The sequence below is a fragment of the Bifidobacterium scaligerum genome (assembly GCF_002802865.1).
In the GTDB taxonomy this organism is placed as follows: domain Bacteria; phylum Actinomycetota; class Actinomycetes; order Actinomycetales; family Bifidobacteriaceae; genus Bifidobacterium; species Bifidobacterium scaligerum.
The window spans coordinates 263603-285077 of record NZ_PGLQ01000003.1; the positions used below are offsets into that span (position 1 = coordinate 263603).

At 61.8% G+C, this 21475-nt stretch carries 14 protein-coding genes and 1 other RNA gene; 4 read left to right on the plus strand and 11 right to left on the minus strand.

Annotated elements, in window-relative coordinates; translation table 11 throughout:
* Positions 1 to 314 precede the first annotated feature (314 nt).
* Positions 315 to 2498 carry an acyltransferase family protein gene (locus tag CUU80_RS06935; protein WP_100496577.1) on the minus strand — a complete coding sequence of 728 codons (2184 nt, stop codon included), beginning with the start codon at positions 2496 to 2498 and terminating at the stop codon, positions 315 to 317.
* 34 nt (positions 2499 to 2532) lie between these two features.
* A complete protein-coding gene (locus CUU80_RS06940) occupies positions 2533 to 3069 on the minus strand; it encodes a GtrA family protein (protein WP_100496578.1) in 537 nt (178 codons plus the stop codon).
* A 356-nt stretch (positions 3070 to 3425) separates the two neighbouring features.
* Between CUU80_RS06940 and CUU80_RS06945 the strand changes: the two genes are divergently transcribed.
* On the plus strand, positions 3426 to 3773 hold the full coding sequence (locus tag CUU80_RS06945) for a tautomerase family protein (protein WP_100496579.1): 348 nt from the start codon (positions 3426 to 3428) through the stop codon (positions 3771 to 3773).
* Between the two features lie 474 nt (positions 3774 to 4247).
* On the opposite strand, the gene CUU80_RS06950 is transcribed toward CUU80_RS06945, so the two are convergent.
* The 3 genes from CUU80_RS06950 to CUU80_RS06960 form a co-directional block, all read right to left on the minus strand.
* Positions 4248 to 5765, minus strand: coding sequence for a formate--tetrahydrofolate ligase (locus tag CUU80_RS06950; RefSeq protein WP_100496580.1), 1518 nt, complete (start codon positions 5763 to 5765; stop codon positions 4248 to 4250).
* 30 nt (positions 5766 to 5795) lie between these two features.
* The gene (locus CUU80_RS06955) at positions 5796 to 7397 is read right to left on the minus strand and encodes a C69 family dipeptidase (RefSeq protein WP_100496581.1); all 1602 of its coding nucleotides are present in this window, start codon (positions 7395 to 7397) and stop codon (positions 5796 to 5798) included.
* 141 nt (positions 7398 to 7538) lie between these two features.
* Positions 7539 to 8093, minus strand: coding sequence for a YbhB/YbcL family Raf kinase inhibitor-like protein (locus CUU80_RS06960; RefSeq protein WP_100496582.1), 555 nt, complete (start codon positions 8091 to 8093; stop codon positions 7539 to 7541).
* 200 nt (positions 8094 to 8293) lie between these two features.
* Between CUU80_RS06960 and CUU80_RS06965 the strand changes: the two genes are divergently transcribed.
* Positions 8294 to 8560 (plus strand): HPr family phosphocarrier protein, encoded by a 267-nt coding sequence (locus tag CUU80_RS06965; RefSeq protein WP_100496613.1) that lies wholly within the window; start codon positions 8294 to 8296, stop codon positions 8558 to 8560.
* A 133-nt stretch (positions 8561 to 8693) separates the two neighbouring features.
* On the opposite strand, the gene CUU80_RS06970 is transcribed toward CUU80_RS06965, so the two are convergent.
* From CUU80_RS06970 to ffs, 5 genes are all read right to left on the minus strand, one after another.
* Positions 8694 to 9845: a DNA polymerase III subunit delta' gene (locus CUU80_RS06970; RefSeq protein WP_100496583.1), complete on the minus strand. Its 1152-nt coding sequence runs from the start codon at positions 9843 to 9845 to the stop codon at positions 8694 to 8696.
* Positions 9842 to 10474, minus strand: coding sequence for a dTMP kinase (gene tmk, locus CUU80_RS06975; protein ID WP_100496584.1), 633 nt, complete (start codon positions 10472 to 10474; stop codon positions 9842 to 9844). The genes CUU80_RS06970 and tmk overlap by 4 nt, the downstream gene beginning before the upstream one ends.
* A gap of 211 nt (positions 10475 to 10685) precedes the next feature.
* The gene (gene topA, locus CUU80_RS06980) at positions 10686 to 13721 is read right to left on the minus strand and encodes a type I DNA topoisomerase (protein WP_100496585.1); all 3036 of its coding nucleotides are present in this window, start codon (positions 13719 to 13721) and stop codon (positions 10686 to 10688) included.
* A 161-nt stretch (positions 13722 to 13882) separates the two neighbouring features.
* A complete protein-coding gene (locus CUU80_RS06990) occupies positions 13883 to 15115 on the minus strand; it encodes a phosphatase PAP2 family protein (RefSeq protein WP_100496586.1) in 1233 nt (410 codons plus the stop codon).
* Positions 15116 to 15306: 191 nt separating this feature from the next.
* Positions 15307 to 15403: signal recognition particle sRNA small type (gene ffs, locus CUU80_RS06995), an RNA gene on the minus strand.
* Positions 15404 to 15591: 188 nt separating this feature from the next.
* On the opposite strand from ffs, the gene CUU80_RS07000 reads away from it, so the two are divergent.
* Positions 15592 to 18066 (plus strand): transglycosylase domain-containing protein, encoded by a 2475-nt coding sequence (locus CUU80_RS07000; protein WP_243388682.1) that lies wholly within the window; start codon positions 15592 to 15594, stop codon positions 18064 to 18066.
* 422 nt (positions 18067 to 18488) lie between these two features.
* On the opposite strand, the gene leuA is transcribed toward CUU80_RS07000, so the two are convergent.
* A complete protein-coding gene (leuA, locus tag CUU80_RS07005) occupies positions 18489 to 20405 on the minus strand; it encodes a 2-isopropylmalate synthase (protein ID WP_100496588.1) in 1917 nt (638 codons plus the stop codon).
* Positions 20406 to 20745: 340 nt separating this feature from the next.
* Here leuA and CUU80_RS11245 point away from each other — a divergent pair, with 340 nt between their 5' ends.
* Positions 20746 to 21444 carry a DUF4234 domain-containing protein gene (locus CUU80_RS11245; RefSeq protein WP_243388683.1) on the plus strand — a complete coding sequence of 233 codons (699 nt, stop codon included), beginning with the start codon at positions 20746 to 20748 and terminating at the stop codon, positions 21442 to 21444.
* Positions 21445 to 21475: the final 31 nt, after the last annotated feature.

Genomic DNA, 21475 nt, shown 5'->3' on the forward strand with positions numbered 1-21475 from the left:
CCCGCGTGAGAAGTACGGGCTCCTTGCGGTTGCGTACCGATTAGGTCTGGTACGAAACCGCAAGAATCGTTTTTTACAGTTACGTACCACAGCCACAACGAACAGCTTCATCTGCCGAATATTCATATTGGCGGAATTCCAAGGTTTCTCCATGTCGCGGTTTGGTACGTAAGCGGAGAATCCGGGGTCTATGCGGTTGCGTACCAACTAGGCCCGGTACGTAATCCCGAGAATCGTTATTTTGCAGTTACGTACCACAGCTCCGGTCCAATTACCTTGGGCGCTTTTCGCCACTGCCCGCGCGACCCCGCACGTCACTGCCCGCACAGGGCGCTGACCACCATTGTGGCGTAGGCTTCGTCACCCATCCCACTGCCGCGGGTCAAGTGCGTGCCGTCGTCATAGAAATACTCGCTATGGCCTTCGCTGGTCCCGTACCAGTCGATGACACCAACGTTCTTGTGCTCAGCCGCCACTGAACGCAAGTTCTGATTCACCCAGTCCTGACTGATCGCCGGATCTCGAACCGTGACGAAGTATATGGGCTTGCCGTCAACCGCCTTTACCGCGTCCTCGAACGCTTCGGGGGTACTGATACTCGCGTTGTTCGCCCCCAGCGCCGCGATCACCACGCTTTTATCGTCGCCGTCCGCCACATGCTGTTGGTAGAGGGCCGGGAAATCAGTGAGCGGGCGGCCGATCTTATTGTCCTCAACGGCGTTGGGCAAAGTGACGTTCAGCACACCCGTGGCACCCATCGCCACCGAATCAGTGATCAGCAACGGATCGGCGCTGCACACGCCGGTGGAGGCATCGTACGTCCAGTCGGACGTATCGAGATTATCCGGGACTTTCTCCGCCACCGGAACCAGCTTGGTCGCATTCTTATACTGCTTGTGATCGGCCGAATCGCTCGACTGTTTCGATTGGTCGCCGGACTTGGACTTGGACTTGACCGCGCTGGACCGCGCCACTGCCGGACGCAACTGAGCGGAGCGCGCCTGGGCGATTCCGTTCCAGTCAAGCGGCAGCAGACACAGCAGTACAATCACCACGATAACGCGACGGCAAATGACGCGAGCCTTCTCGATGCCGGCGGACCGTCCCGTCCTGAATTGCAATATGTCGGCCAAGCGACGCCATTCCAGCACAGACTTCGCGGATGCCGCAGCCGTCTCACCCGTCGCCGGCTTGCTTGCTCTGGCGATCGCGCGCGGCGCATGCTCGACCAACCGATACAACGCTTCAGCGGCGAGCCACAACACCAACGCCTGCACGATCCATTCCCACCAAGCCAGACGCGTGGTTCTCGTCGCCGGATTCATCACCTCCAGCAACGGGTAGTGCACCAGATACAACGAAAACGATCGCGAACCGAGATATCGCAACGGACGCACCGCGAGTACACGGCCGATGACGCTGCCGGGCGCAATCGCCACCGCAAGCAACACAGCGGTCAGCAGCGCGGTAACCAGATAGCCGCCACGGTACAGGAACACCATATTCGAGCGTACGGCGAGGAAACCTATAACCAGCAACGCCAAAGCCACGCCGCCGAATACATTGCTGTTCAGCAGACGGTGCCAATCGTTCCTACCCTGTGCATCAGTGCCATCGCCACGATCGGCGTCACGGTATCGATACGCGAGACCATTGGGCAACACCACCGCCAGCAGGGCGCCGGTCAACAGTTCCGCGGCGCGCGTATCCAAACCATAGTAAACGCGGCTGCCGGTGGCGTTCGGGTCAAACAGCACCGCCATCAGCACGGTGGAGGCCACGATCAGTACGGCGATAACCGCAGCACGCAGTTTCCGCGACGCGCAACTGCGGCATAGCGCGAGCAGCAGAATTGGCCACAGTACGGAGAACTGCATCAGCAGGCCGAGGAACCACAGATGGGTGAGCGGCGAAGGCAGACCGGCGGCGGCGAAATAGGAGACATGCCTGAAGATATAGGCCCAGTTGCTTACGAAGAACAGCGATGGCAACACATCGGACTGCGCCTTGGGCAGCAGGCTCGGCGCGACCAGAAGACAGCCCACTGCGGTAAACGCGATAATCACTACGACCGGCGGCAGGAGCCGTCGCACGCGTTTGAGCAGGTATGCGCCGTACGAGATGGTGCCGGTACGCGCGAATTGTGCGATAAGGCTTCGGGTCATCAGAAAACCGCTGATGACGAAGAACACGGTGACGCCCAAGAAACCGCCCTGCAACAGTGAAGGACGGGTATGGTAGGCGACGACGCCGATGATGGCGAGGGCGCGCAGGCCGTCGATGGCCGCGATATGGCGACGGCCGTTTGGCTTCTTCGTGGGTGTCTTGGGAGTATTTCGGGTATTGGGTGTACTGGGCGTATTGGGTGTACTGGGTGTACTGGGCGTTTGAGGGATGCCGGGGGCATCGGCTGCTGGGGCGACGTTGACCCGGCTCTGCCGATAGGGGCTGGATGACGCAATGCGTCCGGCATGCTGTTCACTGCTGGGAAATGCCATAGCTCGTATGGTATTTCCTAGTGTTAACAAGCTCCTACTTCGGCCAGCCCTTAGGCGTGTGCTCCAAGGACCAGACGCCGAGCTTGTGGGAGAAGCTGCGCTGCCACTTGGCTTCCAGCTCCTCGGCGGTCAGACGGTTCTCGACGGACTTCAGACGGTTCATCGCATTGGTATGCGTATCGTCCAGCAGCCATTTGCGGATCAGGAAGTTCCACACCATCACCACTGCGGTGGCCACCAACTTGCCGATATTCGTGCGCAGCAGATACTCGGCATGCTGCGAGACGAAGGCATCACGGTTCATGCCATAGGTGGAGATCCAGATGATCGCATCATTCATGAACAGACCAACGATGGCACCCGCCACGAAAATCAGCATCTCCATCCAACGGGCCATATCGGGTCGATGCTTGAAAACGAACTTCATACTCGCCAGATAGTTGAAAATCAGCGAAATGATGAAGGAGATGGTGGCGGCCAGCACATTGTGCATGTGGAATACGCCGACCAAGAGGTTCAGAATGCCCCAGTCGATGATAAAAGCGATAACGCCTACGATGCCGAATTTCATCAGCTGTTCAATCAGTTTTCTCACACAGGGTATTCAACACTATCGGCCTGACCGACGCCCTGCGCTGCCGTTGATGCATCGCCGGTCGGGCCGGCCTCTCATGCGCCCCCTGTTGCATCTTGTCATGCTGTTGCCGCGGCATGCCTAAGTATGTTGCTTTGCACCCGTGCGCGCACGTGCCACTGCTACGTGCCGCTGCTCTTCGGCATCCTGCACGCCTGGCGTGTATTGCTGTACAGACCTACATATGCCTTAACTCTCCGTTGCTTTTCGGGGAAGCCACCGAAAGCCGCGGCGAGAGACGATAGACTGGAATACGGTAATTGTCGTATTTTCTGTAATGCCAAGGAGGCATCATGCCCGTTATTCACACCCATGTATCCATCGCCACCACCTACGAGCAGCGCGAAGCCCTCAAGTCCGCCTATGGCAAGGCCATCTCCGCCGTGCCCGGCAAATCCGAGGGCTGGCTGATGTGCCCGTTTGAAGACAATATGCCGATTTATTTCGGCGGCGACGACTCCCGTCCCGCCGCCTACGTGGAGGTGAATGTGTTCGGCCGTTCCGTGCCGAGCTCCGCATGGGAGCAGCTCACCGAATCCATCATGTCTGCGCTGAGCACCACACTCGGCATCCCCGAGGATCGCACGTACATCCGCTACACCGCTACCACCGATTGGGGTTGGAATGGCGGCAATTTCTGATTGCCACCATTCCCTTCGCAGCACGGTTGCTCGCATCGCCTACGGAAAGCCCACTAGGCTTTCCGTTTAACGGCTCAGGGTGGGAGCTTCGAGTCGTCGCTTGGGGCCCCGCGGTTTTGCGGCAGCCGTAGCCGCTCGGATTTGTCCCGCGGAAAGACCGTTCGGGTTTCCGCTCGAACGGTCTGAACGGCCTGAACGGCTGGCGGCCCCGTTAGTTCGCCTGCAAGTGCAAGAAAAGCCTGTCAGCGTCATGCTGGCAGGCTTTCTGCGTTACAAGGGGCTGATCGCAACTTTTCGAAACATCTATCTGCGTTACAAGGGGCTCCTTAATGGGGTACCCCGGAGTACAACCGCTGAAATTGCAGCGTTTGTACTCCGGGTTTTCTCATTGAAGCACCCCTCGTAAGCGAGATAGATGTTTCAGAATGCCGAAATCAACCCCTTGTAACCGAGTTACCCCACTTTTCGACAGAATCAGACGATCTTCGGCATCGGGGTGGTCAGGCTGGTGGTCAAGTTGACATGAGCCAGGCCAGCGCCGGCATGCACTTCGACCTTCTTCAAGGTCACGGTGCGCTCCTCTTCAGGGGCACGATCGTTGTCGGTCATCGTAGCCGGGGACTTGACCGCCACCAGCGCCAGATCATCCAGCGAGATGCCGGCGGACTGGCACAGCTTGTTGGCCTCAGCCAATGAATCCAAGAAGCCGTCCTTGAGCAGCACGCGCTCGGCCGGCACGCCGTAGGCATGCTCGGCAACCCACTTCACGTTCTCGATCAGCGGCATGCCCTTGTGGCTGTGCTGCGCCGGAGGCATGGAGCCGTTGACCAGCACGTCCACGAAAGCATCGATCTGGTCGGCAAGGCCGTCGCCGCCATCGCGGTACAGGTTGCCGATGATCGGGTCACGGAACTCCAGCTTGGCTGCGGTTTCGCGCAGCTCAGGAATCTGATCGTCCTCGCCGTCCCACAGGTTGATAAGCGGGAAGGCCGGGATGTCCAGCTTCTCCAAGCGGTCCACATGGAACGGGTAGCGCCAAGCCAGATCCGCGTCATCGCGCCACGTGGAGGCGCGGGTCACCACGATGGCGGCGGACGGCCACTGTGCGCCGTACTCGCGGCAGGCGATATCCAGCCACTTCTGGGCACCGGCGTCGGTGCCGTAACCGGCCTCGACGATCACCACATCGTGCAGGGCGCATGCCATTTCCACGGCGATCAGAGTCGGGATGCCGATGGACACATTGGCGAACGGACCGCCATGCACGTACACCGGGGAGCCGTTCACGGTTTCAGTCAGGGCCGGCTTGACGGCATCGGCCAGAATGCCGGTGATGCGCCACAGGTCCACGAACTCGCCGAAGGTCACGGCCTTGCCGTCCTTGGTGCCGGCGATCATCTTGGAGACGCGCTCGGCGATCTCATCCATGGAGCGGGAGAGCACCACGATCTGCATGAGCTCGCAGGTCGGGGTGAGCACCATTTTCTCCGCCACATTGCCCTTGCCGTAATCCACGGCGATGGAACGCAGGGAACGGCTCGGCACCTCGGAGACGCGCGGCACGAGGATCTCGTCCAGCTTGCCTTCGTCCACAGCCTTCTCCGCGAAGGAAACGAGCAGGTTCTGAGCGGCTTCAATGGAGCCCATCTCGCCACACAGACCCCAGTCGATGAGCTCCGGGTGGGTCAGGGACGCCTTGCCGCCACCGGAGGCACCGCCCTTGGAACCGGCTGCGGTGATGCCCATGCTCGGCTGACGCAGCACGGCGGTGGCATCGATGCCACGCTTGTTCAGCGCATCGATCAGCGCGATGGTGGTGGTGGTCTTGCCTTCACCGCGGGACGCCTTGAGCGGCGTATCGGCGGTGACCAGCACAACCTTGCCATGCTTGCGCGGGGCGTCCGGGTTTTCGGCCAGATACTTCATGTAGCCAAAGGCGTCGATCTTCTTGACCAGACCGTACTGGCTGGTGAAGTCTTCGATAGTGGTCATTTCAGGCCTTTCTATTCGGATCCGTTCGGATTAAAAATCGGACATGTGGAAGCCGTTCTTCATCTCCATGCTGCGAGTGTAGAGCACGGAGTCAAGCAGCTTCTCGGTTTCTTCCTTGAGCTGGTCGGCCATGGTCTGGTTGGCGGCAGCGAGAATCGAGCGGACTTCGTCATTGCGCACAGCGGCGATGATCTCGTCCGGAGTCATCGGCTGCACGTCGCCATCGGCGTTGTCTGCCTCGAATTCGGCTTCGGCGGCCGATTCGGCTGCGGCCTCGGCTGAGGTCAGTCCCAGACGGGCCACCTGCTCGTCGGTGGCGGCCACCAGACGATGGCCCATCGCACCGGTCTTCTCCTGGTAACGTTCCACGGCATTGGAGGTGGAGCGGAACGCGCCGTCGCACAGAGCGGCGATGATGCGGTTGGCCCAGTAGAAGTTCTCGGAGGTCACGCGCGTGGTGGTGTCTTCAAGGTAGGCGGGCGTGGTGTTCACGTTCGGGAAGAACGGCACCAGCGTGTTGAACGGGTTGGAACCGTATGCCATCCACTGAATCGCGCGAGAGGCCTGCGGGCGGTACGGGCGAATCTGCATCACGGCGAGCTGGCTCTGACGGTTGATGCCGATCGGACGGTACATGTGACGGGTGCGCTCGTCGCCGAGCTGCCCGTACGGATCGTACGGCGTGCCCTGATAGTGGGAGCTCAGTACATACTTGATGTCCTCGATGGTCACCTTGCGCTCAGGCTGACGAGCCCACGGAATGTCGTTGGATTCCGGCTTGTGATCGGCGTCCGGACCATCCCAGACTTCGTCGTACGGGTTGAGGAAACGCTGCATGGACCATGCGCGCGGGGTGTTGTACACGTGGTCGGAATCGGAGTGGGAGCCGAAGGCGTCGCGTGGGTTGAACGGCGTGGTCGATTCCACAGAAAGATCGAGATGGTTGGCTTCGATGAACTCGGCCAGATCGGCGGAGCACATGTGATCTTCCTGATCGCCCAGCGCGTCGGTCAGGTCGAACTCGTCGATGCCGAGCTGGTTCGGCATGGTCACGTACGCCTCGTCCGGCACACGCTTGGCGATCCAGTGGTGACCGCCCACGGTTTCCAGCCACCAGATCTCATCCGCGTCGGAGAAGGCGACGCCGTTCATCTCATAGGTGCCGTATTCCTCCAGCAGCGCGCCGAGACGCTGCACGCCTTCGCGCGCGGTCTTCACGTACGGCAGCACGATGGTCAGGAAGTCTTCCTCACCGATGCCGCCGGCCACTTCGGGCTCGTCGCCCTTGGCCGGGGTGTATTCCACGAACGGATCGGCACCGAGCACACGCTCGTTGGTGGTCAGGGTTTCGGTGGCGCTCATGGCCACGTTCGCCTCGTTCACGCCGGCTTCGCCCCAAATGCCTTCCTTGAGATCGGCGTTCGGCACTGCGGTGTACTGCAGCGGATTGTCCGGCAATTGAATGGTGACGTGGGAGATTACCGACTTGTATTCGCGCGGCTGCTCCTCAGGCTTCACGACGATGAAACGCTTCGGATTGAACTCGCCGTTCGCGGAATCCTCGTTGCGGGCGATGATGGTGGAGCCGTCATAGCTCGCGTCCTTGCCTACCAGAATGGTGGTGCAGGCCATAGTTAGGTGCATGTCCTTTCTTGTCTGTTAAGCGCTCGTGGCACTCAAAAATCTATTCAGCATCCGGCGGGATACCCACACGGGGAATGGCCCGGGATGCCCGCACGGCGGAATGCCCGGGATATCCGTAAACGCCGGGGCTCACGCCTTGCCGGTGACGAACATGCCACCCTGATCCGGGTTTTCGCCGCATTCACGCAGCTTGTGCAGCAGTTCGTTCATCCAGAATCCCTGATTGAGCCCAGGCAACGGCTCGCGAGTGGCCCAGACATGCAGGTAATAGTCATGATCCTTGTCCGGCGGCTGCGGGCCGTTGTATCGCATGATCACAGCCGGGTCGTTGTCGCGCCCTACGAACTTGGAGGCTGAAGAGTTGCGGCCCTGCACAGCTTCAGGAATCATGGCCGGCATCTGACGGGAGAAGTCCGGCGGAATGGCGAGCGCATGCGAGTCATTGAAATCGAACATCAGTGCGTCGATGGGCAGGTTCGCCACGGTCCAGTGAATCCATTCGAAACCGCACACCGGAATGGAATCGGGATCAGTGAACGTCCAGTGCAGATAGCGGGCTTCCGGATTCACCTCGTCCACATAGAACGGGAAGGAGATGACCGGAACGCCGCCCGCCCGATATTCGGGCGCGGCCGCCTTGGCGAAATCGTCAGGCACCACCGTGAAATCAGCGGAAATCTTCATACGCTCCAGTGTATCGCGGCCCCTGTTACCGCCGAGGTCGCCGAATCCATGATTTCCGCGCCAACGACCTTCCATTGGCAGGAATTGGCAAGAGCACCGGCTTGGGCACTATACTCGTCGCCAAACAGGCGCGTATTGCCGCTGACGAACCTATCAGCGGCAATGAGCAGCCATACGCCGGCACTCAAGGGAGCGTTCTCATGACGACAATCACCCGTACGGTCACGATCCGCAATCCCCTTGGCATCCATGCTCGTCCGGCAGCCCGGCTTGTGCAAGCGGCACAAGCCTCTGGCTGCACCGTCACGATTGCCTTACCGGGAGCCGCACCGGTATCCGCCGAATCCATACTGTCAATCATGGGCTTAGGCCTTGCTCAAGGCGATGTCGTGACGATCACCGCAACAGGCGACGATGCCGAATCAGCGGCCGAGTCTCTGGCGGCAATACTGCACGCCGATGCATAAACTCAACACCTTCCGCCCAGGAAACGTATGGCTGTGCCCTGTGCGCCCTATGTGAAACGTCTTATGCGAAACGTCCTATGCGAACGGCTTGAGTGTGAACGGCTTGCATCTGCAGTCCATCGGCTAGTTCGATTCACGGAATCAGCGCGCAGAACAAAGCCTCGAACGTAAGCAGCGGATTGCCGTTGCCCGCCAGACGCTTGCGAGCGCGCGCCACTTCATCCAAGCGTGCCACCGCACCGGCACGGTCCAGCCGTACGGACAGCTCAGTGATGGCCGTACGATTCTCAAGGTTGATGAGCCCGACCGAGTCTTCGGCATTGTTCTGAAGCACGGCAACATCACGGTAGATGGAGGCCACCGAGTTCAGCGCACGGTCGAGTACGTCACGGGTGCGGCGGGTGGCGAATCGCTTGACGTCGTCCTTCTTGGCCACCTGATTGAACGCGCCGCGCAGTTTCGGCGGAATCCGCTCCCCTTCTTGAAGACCGTTGATTCGGCGGAACTCCGCTTCCTGCTTGGCGGACCACTCGTTGGCATCCGTCTCGGCCTGTCCCTTGGCATTATCGATCAGGTTGCCGGCCAGAAGCACCGCGTCCGAGGCACGAGCAAGATTGAGCACGCCAACCACAAGCTCGTCGCGGTCGGACATCACGCGCTCGTTCGTGGCGTACAGACGCGCGATACCGATATGCCCCTCCGAGAGACGGGCCGCGCGCTGGGCGATCTTCAACTCGACGCCAGTGTTCGCTGTAAGGAATTCGGCCACAGCGGTCGGAGATGGCACAGCGAGGTTCACCACGCGGCATCGCGAGCGAATGGTGGGGAGCACGTCCTGCGCGCTGGGAGCGCATAGCAGCCAGATGCAGCGTTCGGCCGGCTCCTCGATCTCTTTCAGCAGCACATTGGTGGTGCGCTCCAGCATGCGGTCCACATCTTCAATAATGATGATGCGCCACGGAGCGGTGGACGGCATTTGCTCGGAAGTCGTGATGATGTCACGCACCTGGTCGATGCCGATGGTCACCTTATTGGTGGCCAGGACTGTGACATCCGGATGCGTGCCGGCGAGCACCTGCTGCGTGATGCGCGTAGGCTCGTCGCTCATGCCATGGTCCGGGCTTTCGAGGGCGGCCGCGAAAGCGCGGGCCATATTGGAACGGCCGGAGCCGGGAGGGCCGCAGATCAGCCATGATTGCGTAAGCTGGCTGGGGTCGCCTTGCGCGATGCGGCTCAGCATATCCACGATGGGCTTCTGCCCCACCAGCGAATCCCACACGCTCATGCGAGCTCCTTCAGCAGTGTCTCGACATCCACTTCGATGGCGGCCCAGACTTGTTCAATCCTCTGACTGGCGTCGATCACGCGGAATCGGGTCGGTTCAGCGGCTGCCAGATCGAGGAACGCCTGACGGGTGCGGCTTTGGAAGTCGTCGCCGGCCGATTCCATACGATCCTCCGCATGCTGGAGACGGCTATGCGAAAGCGCCGGATCCATATCCAGCAGATAGGTTCGGGCGGGCAACAGGTTATTCGTGGCCCAGAGGTTTAAATCCTTGATTTCCCTTAGCGTAAGCTCACGGCCACCGGCCTGATAGGCCAACGAGGAATCGAGGTAGCGGTCTGTAATAACCACCTCGCCGCGCTCCAGTGCCGGCCGAATCGTTTCGGCCACATGCTGCGCGCGGTCTGCGGCAAACAGCAGCGCCTCCGTGCGCGGGGCGATATCCGCTGCGCCGCCGTCAACGCCGTGCAGCAGCATCTGGCGAATCGCTCGGCCGAGCGCAGTGCCGCCGGGCTCGCGGGTCACCACAACCGTGCGTCCCTGAGCTTCCAGATATGCGCGCAACCGCTCGACCTGCGTGGTTTTGCCCACGCCGTCAACGCCTTCGAAGGAAATAAACAGACCGGTCATGCCTTCGACCTTAGCGTGAGGCACCGAGCTAAACGGATTCCCTTTCCTGCCCTTTACTCCCCTTTGCCCCCATCAAACACCCATTTCGCACGAAAAGAAGCGTACCCGCCACGCGCGCACCCGATTCGTGCGAAAAGGACTCGACGGGGGCAAAAAGGACTCGACAGGGGCGAATGCGCTGCGCCGCGCCGCTCCGCCCCCTCCAAAAAAGCTACTTCTTCTTGGGTTTGGCGGCCACAACCGGCGGACGGGCGAAGCCTTCATTGGCGGTGAGCCAATCGATATCGGCCTTCACGGTGGCGGCGGTGGAACCGAGCTTCTCGGCGATACGCGTATTCGCCCATCCCTTGCCGGCCAACTTCTTGACCTCGGCACGGCGTTCGGCGCGCTTGGCTTCCACGGCACTCACCTTGGGCGCCGCTTTCGCCGCAGCCGACGCCTTAGCGCCGCTTTTCGCCCCGCGGCCGCGCCCACGCGTAGAAGGACCGGCGGCACGTTTTTCGGCCAACAGCCGGAATGCGTCATCCGGCGTAATGGTTTCCGGCGTGTACTGACGGGGCACAGTGCGATTCGTCTCGCCGTCAGTAATATATGCGCCAAAGCGTCCATCCTTGATGGTCACGTTCTTGCCGGTGGCCGGATCAGCACCCAGTTCACGCAGCGGCGGCTTGGCGGCACCTCGCCCACGGCCACGACCGTACTTGGGCTGAGCGAACAGCTCCTGCGCCTTAGCGAGATCCACAGTGAAAATCTCGTCTTCCGAGCCCAGAGAACGGGTTTCGGACTTGCCATCCGCTCCAGTTCGGGTCAGATACGGGCCATAACGACCGTTATTGGCGGCAACCGTGTACTCGGCGACTTCACCCGTTTCGGTGTTGGTCTCCTCGTAACGGCCCACCTCGCGCGGCAAGCCCAGCAACCGCAACGCGTCCTGCAGCGACAGCGACTCCGGATTCATGGTCTTGAACAGCGAAGCCATCTTGGGACGAGGCGCCTCCTTGGCACCCTTGGTGCCTTTGGCGCCTTCCGGCGCAGGCAACACCAACGCCACATACGGCCCGAACCGACCGTTGCGCACTTCCACCGTGCCGCCGGTCACCGGGTCTTTGCCCAGTTCGCGCGGACCGCCGGAATGATTGTCGATCAGATCACGAGCCACGGCAACCGTCAGTTCGTCCGGCGCAATGGTGTCCGGCAGCGAGGCGCGCTTCGGATTGCCCTCGGCGTCCAGATGCTCCATGTCTTCCAGATATGGTCCGAAACGGCCGACGCGCACATGCAGCCCGTCGCCGATGTTGATGGTGTTGATGGCACGCGCATCGATATCGCCCAACTGAGCCACCTGCTGCTGCAGGCCCTCATGAGCTTCGTCGGCATTGCGCGCCGCGCCCTCGCCGGAACCGAAGTAGAAGCGGGTGAGCCAGTCACGGCCGCTCTCCTCACCGTGGGCGATGCGGTCCAGTCCGTTCTCCATTTCGGCGGTGAACTGGTAGTCCACCAGCTTCGGGAAGTTCTGCTCCAAAAGCTTCACCACGGAGAACGCCAACCAGCTGGGGATCAGCGCACGACCGCGCTCATACACATAACCACGGTCCATAATCGTGGAGATGATGCTGGCGTATGTGGACGGACGACCAATCTCCTTGGCTTCCAGCGTTTTGACCAGCGTGGCCTCGGTGTATCGGGCCGGCGGCTGGGTTTCGTGGCCATCGGGCTCGATATCGCTCGCTTCGACCTTCTGGCCGACGCTCATCGGCGGCAGGGAGGCGTTGCTTTCGGAGGCATCACCGGACTTGCCCGCCCCCGCAGCGCCCGCAGCCGCAGCACCGGCGGCCCCCGCACCAGCAGCGGCCGAAGACCCGGCAGAAGACTTACGCCCCTCTCCGGTCGCCTTCATAAAGCCGGGGAATTCGATGACGGTGCCAGACGCCTGGAACACGGCCTCGCCCTCATTCGCCCCGGCCGGCGCGGACAGGCGCACGGTGGCGGTGGAGCCGGTGGCATCGGCCATCTGGCATGCGAGCGTGCGCTGCCAGATCAACGTGTACAGACGCAGCTGGTCAACCGGAAGCTTCGAGGCGAGCTCATCCGGATCATGGAACCGGGAGCCGGCCGGGCGAATACATTCGTGGGCCTCCTGCGCACCGGCGGTTTTCGTGGCGTACTGCTTGGGTTCCGCAGACAAATACGACTCGCCAAAGTGGTAGCTCACGGCATTGCGGGCGGCGGCGATGGCCTCCTGCGACAGCGTCACCGAATCGGTACGCATGTACGTGATATAGCCGTTCTCATACAGGCTTTGGGCGGCGCGCATCACCGCACGGGCACCCATGCCGAGCCGGTTGCCGGCGGTCTGCTGCAGGGTGGAGGTGGTGAACGGCGGCTGCGGGCGGCGGCGATACGGCTTGGTCTCCATGCTCATCACCGTGAAATCGGCGGATTTGAGCGTTTCCGCGATGGCCGCGGCACTCGTTTCGTCCAGCTGCCGCACATTGTCCGCAAAGCCGCTCGGCGTAAGCTGGCCGTCAGCGCCGAAGTCTTTGGAACCGGCCAAACGCTTGCCGCCCAGAGAGACCATGCGAGCGGAGAATTCAGCGCGATCACCTTCGGCCGAAGGAGCGGCCAGCGTGGCGACGATATCCCAATACGGCGCGCGCTTGAAGGCCATACGTTCGCGTTCGCGTTCGACGATCAGACGGGTGGCCACCGACTGCACGCGGCCGGCGGACAGGCCGGGCCCCACCTTACGCCACAGCACCGGGGAGAGCTCGTAGCCGTACAGTCGGTCGAGGATGCGGCGGGTCTCCTGCGCGTCCACCATATGACCATCTACATCTCGCGTGTTATTGAGCGAAGCGTTGATGGCGTTCTTGGTGATCTCGTGGAACACCATGCGCTTGACCGGTACCTTGGGCTTGAGCGTCTGCACCAGATGCCATGCGATAGCCTCGCCCTCGCGATCCTCATCAGTGGCGAGGTAGAGCTCATCAGCGCCCTTCAGCGCGGATTTCAGCTCGCTGACCGTACGCTTCTTGTCGCCGTCCACAATGTAATACGGCTTGAATCCGTCGTTCACGTCCACGCCGAACTTGCCGAACTTGGCCTTGTCGGCCGCCGGCACCTGGCTGGGCTGCGCAAGATCGCGGATATGGCCTACCGACGCCAGCACGGTGTACCCCTTGCCCAGGTAGTCGCCAATCTTGTGGGCCTTGGTCGGAGACTCCACAATCACCAGTTTGGTAGCCATACCCCACTCCTTATTACTGCAATCACCGTTACTGCAATCACCGCACTCGATGCGCAATCACCTTGCGTACCTTGCACAGCCCTTCGCAATTGCCTTCTTCCGCGAAACATACGACGTTTCTGGCGTCATAATACTCACGAATCATACCCGACTGCCAAATTTCACCGTTGTGGCGGCGCAGGAGGCGCACCGATCAGTCCGAGACGGCTCAGCGGCGCGGCCGTGATCTGCCGCAGGGCCAGAACCAAGCCGAACGCGAGCGCCGCAACGCCACAGATGCCGGTCAACGCGCTGATCACCGCACCGTCCACCGCCCAGCTGGCGCTGATGCCCAGGCCGGGCACCACCTGCCAAATCAGGTAGGCGGCGTAGCCGAGCAGCAGCAGACCGGCGGTGATCATCACGCTGCCGAGGATCTGTACGCTCACCGAGGAGACGCGCTGTCCCGGCGCATCCATGCCGGAAGTGCGCGTGAAGGCCATCGCCAGCAGGGCAAGCCCGGCGACCAACAGCATCGACATCACCACGTCCGACGGCCGATGCCAACCGCCGACGATCACGGACACCGCGACCATCACCGACCATGTCGCGCCGACGACCGCCGCCACAGCGCGGGCGGCGCGCGGCACGGCGAGCAGCAGGATCACGGCGGCGGCCGCGGCCAGCATCGTATGGCCGGACGGGGCCGAGTTCGATGGCGACGAAGACGTATTGATCAGGAACGGGCGCGGCAGCAGTCCTTTCAGACGCGTGGCCGCCAGGCACAGCACCGCCAGCACCGCAAGCTGCCCGATCAGCCACCAACGGCGACGAACCAACGCCGCGACCACACCGATGCCGCCCAGCAGCACGCTCACGCCGATCACCAGCATCGAGTGACGGGCCGAGTCCGTGACGACCGCTCCCACCAGCGCCTGATTCCATGCGGCAACACGGTCCGCCAGCGCCGAATACACCATTTCGTCATAGGACTGACCGGCGGCAGTGCATACGCAGCCCCACCACACGCCGAACGCCGCGGCGATGAACAGCAGTCCGAACACCACGCACAGCACACGGCTGGAGATGCGTGGGCGCACGGTCAGCGGGTCGAGTCTGGCGAGGCCTCGGTCCAGTTCCGCTGTAGTGACTGCGGAGGTTGCGTTCGGGTCGATGACGTCCGAAGCCGTTGTGCTGGGGGCCTTGTCTATGCCCCAGACCCGCGGGCCGTTTGCATGGATGGACGTTGCGCTGCGGTCGGGGCCGAGCGCGGCCAGCGGATCGATTGGGGCAGACGATTGATTCGTATGCCGTTGCGCGGACGGCGGCGTAGGCGGCTTGGGAATCGCGCCGTCGCCGACGAGGCCGGCCGGCTTGTGCGGATCACGGATAGTGGGTTGCGGTGCGTCATTCATACGTTCGACTGTACGGCCGCGCCCCGGACAGTAGGCCGCATCATTGCGAGCCCGGGACCAAACCCGCACATTCTCATGTGCCAGTTACACGGTGGGGCCTGATGCGCCTCGCCCGACACACTCAAGACCGTTCGGCCAAGCCTACGGTCTGGCGAGACGCACCAGGCCCCACCACTAGCGTTCCGGCAAAGATAGAAAAACCTCCACGCACCCGTCAGAGGCCACTTACCCTTGCTGCATTCCTGCCCTGGGGGAGTTGGGTGACATAGCGCCGCGTGGAGGCTTCGGCCAAGTGTATGGAGACGGGTGGACCAGCGTTGTCGCCAACGCGCGTCGCACCCCCCTCCAGCCCACGTCCAGCCGTTATTCAGCCACCACAATCAAATGTGAGAATTCAGGGAAAATACCACTGGAAAGCCAGCATGGTTGCGCTCACGTCAAACGATTGTTCAAGGCCAAAGGTTACGGTGGACATCATGGCTTCTTATACTCGTCGTGCACATTCGGGCGGCAACGGCCCCGCTATGCGCCAACCGCGCACAGCGTACAGCGGCTCCAATTCGGCCGCCGGCGCCGGCCGTACCAGCCGCAGTCGCATCGCGCAGGAGGGCTCCGGCACCGCTGGCCGGCCAACCCGGTCCCGTCATGCAGCAAGCCACAAAGCCACCAGCCACAGGGCCCCGAACCGCAAGAAGAACGGCGGCAAGAAGGGCAAGCATCGCGTACTCAAATGGGTGCTGGGCGTTATCTTCGGCCTGTTCGCGCTGGGCGTGGCCGCAGCCATCGCGGCATTCGCATACCTGTACACCACCACTGAGGTTCCACAGCCCGAAAAGTTCGCGCTGGCGGAGAAAACCTCCGTATATTACGCGGACGGCACCACGCCGATCGGCTCCTACGCCGAGCAGAACCGCGTAATCATCTCCTGCGACGGCCTGCCGGACTACATCGGCAACGCCATCGTCGCCTCCGAGAATCGCACCTTCTACACCGACAAGGGCCTGGATCTGCGAGGCATCGCACGCGCGTTCTGGAACAACGTGACCACCGGCACCCGCCAAGGCGGCTCGACCATCACCCAGCAGTATGCCGAGCGTTATTACCTGGGCGAGACCACCACATACTCCGGCAAGGCTCGCGAGGCCATTCTGGCCATCAAGATCGCACAGACCGAATCCAAGGACGAAGTGCTGTGCAACTACATGAACACGATCTATCTGGGGCGCAATTCCTACGGCATCCAAGCGGCGGCCAAGGCCTACTTCAATAAGGACGCCAAGGATTTGACGCTCTCCGAAGCCGCGATGATCGCCGGCATCATCCCCTCCCCCTCCACGTGGGATCCGGCAGATAACCCGGATATCGCGAAGTCCCGCTTCAAGCGTGTGATCAACATCATGAGCGAGGACGGCTACATCTCCTCCAAGCAGAAGTCCGAAGCCAAGTTCCCGGATACCGCGCCCGTGGCCCAGCAGAACGACTACGCCGGCGCGAACGGCTATCTGCTGGACATGGTGGAGCGCGAACTGGTGCAGTCCAAGGCCTTCACCAAGGAGGATCTGGACACCGGCGGCTACAAGATCATCACCACCATCGAAAAGGACAAGCAGGACGTCATGCAGTCCATAGGCGACACCCGCCTCGACGACATGCCTGAGTCACTACAGATCGGCGGCATAGCCCTCAACCCGAAAACCGGCGCGGTCCTGTCGGTGTACGCCGGCTCGGACTACCTGACCAAGCAGCTCAACAACTGCGATCAGGCCGTATTCGAACCCGGCTCCACCATGAAGCCGTTCGCGCTGCTGGGTGCGGCGCAGTCCGGCGTAAGCTTCGATACCCTGTTCAACGGCAATTCTCACCAGCATTTCGCCGGCTTGGATCAGGAAGTGAATAACGCGCTGGAGAACAACTGGGGCAACATCGACCTGTACCACGCCACCGCCAACTCGGTGAACACGGTGTTCATGAACATCAACGAGCATTTGACGCCGCAGCGCACCGCCGAAATCGCGCATGAGGCCGGCATCCAGGGCGACATCGACGCCGACTCGATGTACAACGTGCTTGGCATCAACGCGCTGACCGTCTGGGATCTGGCACAAGGCCACTCCACCATCGCCAACAACGGCAAGAAGAACACCATTCATATGGTGGCTCGCGTGCTCGATGCCAAGAACAAAGATCTGTACAACGCTCCCAGCGAGAACGAGCAGGTGTTCGACGCCAACGACTGCGCACTCGTGCAGAAGGCCATGCAGGGCACCACCACGTACGGCACGGCGGCGGGCGTCAGCACCGCGCTGGGGCGCCCGGTGGCCGGCAAGTCCGGTACCGCCAACGACGAGATGGCCTCTTCGTTCGTGGGCTATACGCCGAGTCTGATGAACGTGTGGGCCATCTGGAACCCCGATGCGAACGGCAACCCGCAGGTGGTGCCGGCCTTCTCCGGCTACGGCGTCTCCTCCACCGGCTACCCGGCGCATCTGTTCCAGGAATATATGACGCAAGCGCTGGCCGGTACGGATGTCGAGCAGTTCCCCACCGCCAAGGACAACGGCAAGATCGGCGGCTCGGACGGCACGTGGGGTCTGGGCAGGGGCCAGTCGTCCTCGACCAGCACGGACAGCAACAAGCAGTCCACCGAAGATGCGCAGAAGAAGGCCGAGCAGGAGGCTCAGCAGAAGGCCGCCGACGAGGCCGCAGCCGAAGCCGAAAAGCAGCAGCAGTTCGCACAGCAGTGCCTGAACGATCCGACGTCGTCCACCGATTGCCCGAACTATCCGGGCAATTCTGGCAACGGTAACGGCAGCGGAACCGGCAACAGCAACGACGGCACCGGAGGCGACAGCGGAACCGGCGGCAATTCCGGCAGCACCGACAGCGGCAAACCCAACGGCAATTCCGGCAGCACCGACGGTTCGACCGGTGGTAACGGCGGCAATTCGTGATCTGCTGACCGGTTACTGGGCCACCGTCCGCCGTCTGACTCGTCACCGTACGTTTTTCCAGACTAATTTCCCTCTCATCTGGAAGAACGTACGCTCAGTCACCTTCAGTGTACGTTTTCCCAGATGAAGGACAATATAGTCTGGAAAAACGTACGCTTGAGCATGGGAACGGATGCCAAAGAACCGAATACAACGACGAGAGCCCTGTGCTGGCTGATGAACAGCCAATACAGGGCTCTCGGTTTATGGCGGTTTATGGTCAACACCGACACTGCGGATGCGCACGCTCGCCGCGCTCAGGGCCGGGCACTGTGCTCAGGGCCTGCTGGTGTACGTCCACCACACTTGGTGGCCGCCGGACGTACACCGTGCCGGGCCGCGCCGAACTCGCCGCCACGCCGCACCACGACGCACTACGGCACTCAGCGCTTGCGCTGGGAACGGTTGATGGCGGAGATGATGGCCTTCAGGGCGCTGGTGGTGATGGACGAATCGATGCCCACGCCCCACACGATCTGCGCGTCATCGGCCTCACCGACCTGGCATTCCACGTAGGAGGCGGCCATGGCGTTGGTGCCCACGGACATCGTGTGCTCCACGTAGTCCATGATGGAGGCATCCACGCCGAAGTTGGAGATGGCGTTGAGGAAGGCGGCGATCGGGCCGTTGCCGATGCCGGAAACCTCGCGCTCCACCGGTTCATCTTCGCCGACGTTCACGCCGCGATCGAGCACGCGGGCCTTGAGCACGGTATCCGAACCGTCCTCGCCGGAGCTGATGGCCACCTTGAGCAGCTTCAAACGGCCCCACGGAGCCAGCGAAGCGTCGTGGGTATCGCCCACGACCACACCGGCCGCGGTCATGCCGGACTGCTCGACCGGCAGATACTCGTCCTTGAACAGACGCCAGATATCCTCGTCCTTGACTTCCTTCTTGGTGTCGTCGGCGAACTTCTGGACGATCTTGTCGAACTCCACCTGAAGACGCTTCGGCAGGTCGAGGTTGTGGTTGGTCTTCAAGAGGTAGGCCATGCCGCCCTTGCCGGACTGCGAGTTGACACGGATGATGGCCTCGTAGGTACGGCCGATGTCCTTCGGGTCGATCGGCAGGTAGGGCACGAGCCACACGAAGCTGTCCAGATCGGCACCGGCGCGGTCGGCGGCCACCTGACGGGCCTCAAGGCCCTTCTTGATGGCGTCCTGATGAGAGCCGGAGAACGCGGTGAACACGAAGTTGCCGGCGTACGGGTGGCGCTCGGAGATCTTGATCTGGTTGCAGTACTCGACGGTCTTGCGGATCTCGGGCACGTTGGAATAGTCGATCTGCGGATCGATGCCCTGGGTGAGCATGTTGAGGCCGAGGGTGACGAGGTCCACGTTGCCGGTACGTTCGCCGTTGCCCAGCAGGCAGCCTTCCACGCGGTCGGCACCGGCGAGCAGGGCCAGTTCGGTGGCGGCCACGCCCATGCCTTCGTCATTGTGCGGGTGCAGGGAGAGCACCACGGCGTCACGGTCGTCCAGATGGGTGGAGACGTACTCCACTTCGTCGGCGAACACGTTCGGCGTGGTCATTTCCACGGTGGCCGGCAGGTTGATGATCATCGGACGCTCGGGCGTGGGCTTGATCACGCCGATCACCGCATTGCACACCTCGACGGCGTACTCCGGCTCGGTGCCGGTGAAGGATTCCGGCGAGTACTCGTAGTACAGGTCGATGCCCTTGGCCTCGCCTTCCAGGTGCTTGCACAGTTCGGCGGCGTCGGTGGCGAGCTGCTTGATCTCGGCCTTGTTCTTCTTGAACACCACTTCGCGCTGCAGCACAGAGACGGAGTTGTAGAAGTGTACGATCGCGCGCTTGGCACCGCGCAGAGCCTCATAGGTGCGGCGGATGAGGTGCTCGCGGCACTGGGTGAGCACCACGATGGTCACGTCGTCCGGGATCAGCTCACGCTCGATGAGCATGCGGATGAAGTTGAAGTCGGTCTCGGAAGCGGACGGGAAGCCCACTTCGATCTCCTTGAATCCCATGGAGACCAGCAGGTTCCAGAAACGCAGCTTGCGCTCAGAATCCATCGGGTTGACCAGAGCCTGATTGCCGTCGCGCAGATCGACGGAGCACCAGCGCGGCGCACGCTGCAGTCGCTTGCCCGGCCAGGTGCGCTCCGGGTAATCAAAGGGAATCTGCTTGTCATAGGCCGCGTACTTGTTGTACGGCATGCGGCTGGGCTTCTGCGGGTCTCCGATGAATCGTGCCGGAGGCAGCAGCGGGTCGTTGTTCCCCCCATTGGACGCCGCGGCAACCGCTGCGAGATCAAAAACGGATGATTGATCCTGACCCATTGTTCCTCCTTTGCTGTGTGAAAACCTTCATACAATTGGTCTGTATGGCCTTGCGGCCTCTTCCGGTCGCACAATTTACGTGTACGTAACATGCGCGGCTCCCTCTATCCTAGCGACGGGGCATTCCAACACCCCGTCTGTCTCAAGAATCTCAAGAATCGCCCGGCCTCTGCCGCCCGATCGCATCGCTTAGCCGCATCGCTCGGCCACATCACCCGGCCGTCTCGCCACGTTCATCTCAAGAACATGGCAAACTCCCGCTTTCGCTACCTTTCGACATTAGAATCGGAATCGTGCGCGGGGAGCACGAGGCTTTCCGCCGTGAGGGAAGAAGTTAGTCATGACTAATCCGAATGTGCCTCCCATGCCGCAGATGCCACCGATGCCACAGCCGCATGGCGGGCAGAACTCCGTACCTCAGCCGCAGTATGCGCAACCGGGTGCCGCTCAAGTTCCGCCGGTCCCGCAGATGCCGCAGCCACAGGCCCAGCCTCAGGCCCAGCAGTACGCCGCGCCTCAGTACCAGCAGCCCGCCTACCAGCAGCCCGCACCGCAGCAGGCGGCCGTCGTGCCTCAGGGTGCACCGCAGCAGTACGCGCAGCAGCCCGTACAGCCCACTGCCGTGTACAGCGCCCGTCCGGCCCGCCAGCTGCGTACCAAGCGCAGCCTGCTCAAGTACATCCTGCTGGGCTTGGTCACGCTCGGTATCTACGACATCTGGCAGATGAGCGAGGTCGGCGAATCCCTGAACCTCATCGCTTCCCGTCGCGACGGCAAGAAGACCATGCACTACTGCCTGCTGTTCTTCCTCGTGGGCCCGGTTACGCTTGGCATCGCATACCTCGTCTGGTTCCATCGCATGTGCACACGCGTGGGCGAGGAACAGGCCGCCCGCGGCATGACGCCTACCATTAGCGCCGCCACGTACTGGCTGTGGGGCGTGCTCGGCGCGTTCATCATCGTGGGGCCATTCATCTTCTACTACAAGCTGCTGCACGCCATGAACGATCTGTCTGCGGATTACAACGTTCGCGGCTGATTGGTTTTGCCTGTAATCTTGCGCCCGCGCA

Bases quoted from the DNA above. Each gene is read 5' to 3' on its own strand.
- tmk (WP_100496584.1), bottom strand. From the start codon at position 10,474: ATGACCGGTCTGTTTATTTCCTTCGAAGGCGTTGACGGCGTGGGCAAA.
- CUU80_RS06945 (WP_100496579.1), top strand. From the start codon at position 3,426: ATGCCCGTTATTCACACCCATGTATCCATCGCCACCACCTACGAGCAG.
- CUU80_RS06950 (WP_100496580.1), bottom strand. From the start codon at position 5,765: ATGACCACTATCGAAGACTTCACCAGCCAGTACGGTCTGGTCAAGAAG.
- CUU80_RS06935 (WP_100496577.1), bottom strand. From the start codon at position 2,498: ATGGCATTTCCCAGCAGTGAACAGCATGCCGGACGCATTGCGTCATCC.
- CUU80_RS06970 (WP_100496583.1), bottom strand. From the start codon at position 9,845: ATGAGCGTGTGGGATTCGCTGGTGGGGCAGAAGCCCATCGTGGATATG.
- CUU80_RS06990 (WP_100496586.1), bottom strand. From the start codon at position 15,115: ATGAATGACGCACCGCAACCCACTATCCGTGATCCGCACAAGCCGGCC.
- CUU80_RS07000 (WP_243388682.1), top strand. From the start codon at position 15,592: ATGGCTTCTTATACTCGTCGTGCACATTCGGGCGGCAACGGCCCCGCT.
- leuA (WP_100496588.1), bottom strand. From the start codon at position 20,405: ATGGGTCAGGATCAATCATCCGTTTTTGATCTCGCAGCGGTTGCCGCG.
- CUU80_RS06940 (WP_100496578.1), bottom strand. From the start codon at position 3,069: ATGAAATTCGGCATCGTAGGCGTTATCGCTTTTATCATCGACTGGGGC.
- CUU80_RS06965 (WP_100496613.1), top strand. From the start codon at position 8,294: ATGACGACAATCACCCGTACGGTCACGATCCGCAATCCCCTTGGCATC.
- CUU80_RS06960 (WP_100496582.1), bottom strand. From the start codon at position 8,093: ATGAAGATTTCCGCTGATTTCACGGTGGTGCCTGACGATTTCGCCAAG.
- CUU80_RS06955 (WP_100496581.1), bottom strand. From the start codon at position 7,397: ATGGCCTGCACCACCATTCTGGTAGGCAAGGACGCGAGCTATGACGGC.
- topA (WP_100496585.1), bottom strand. From the start codon at position 13,721: ATGGCTACCAAACTGGTGATTGTGGAGTCTCCGACCAAGGCCCACAAG.
- CUU80_RS11245 (WP_243388683.1), top strand. From the start codon at position 20,746: ATGACTAATCCGAATGTGCCTCCCATGCCGCAGATGCCACCGATGCCA.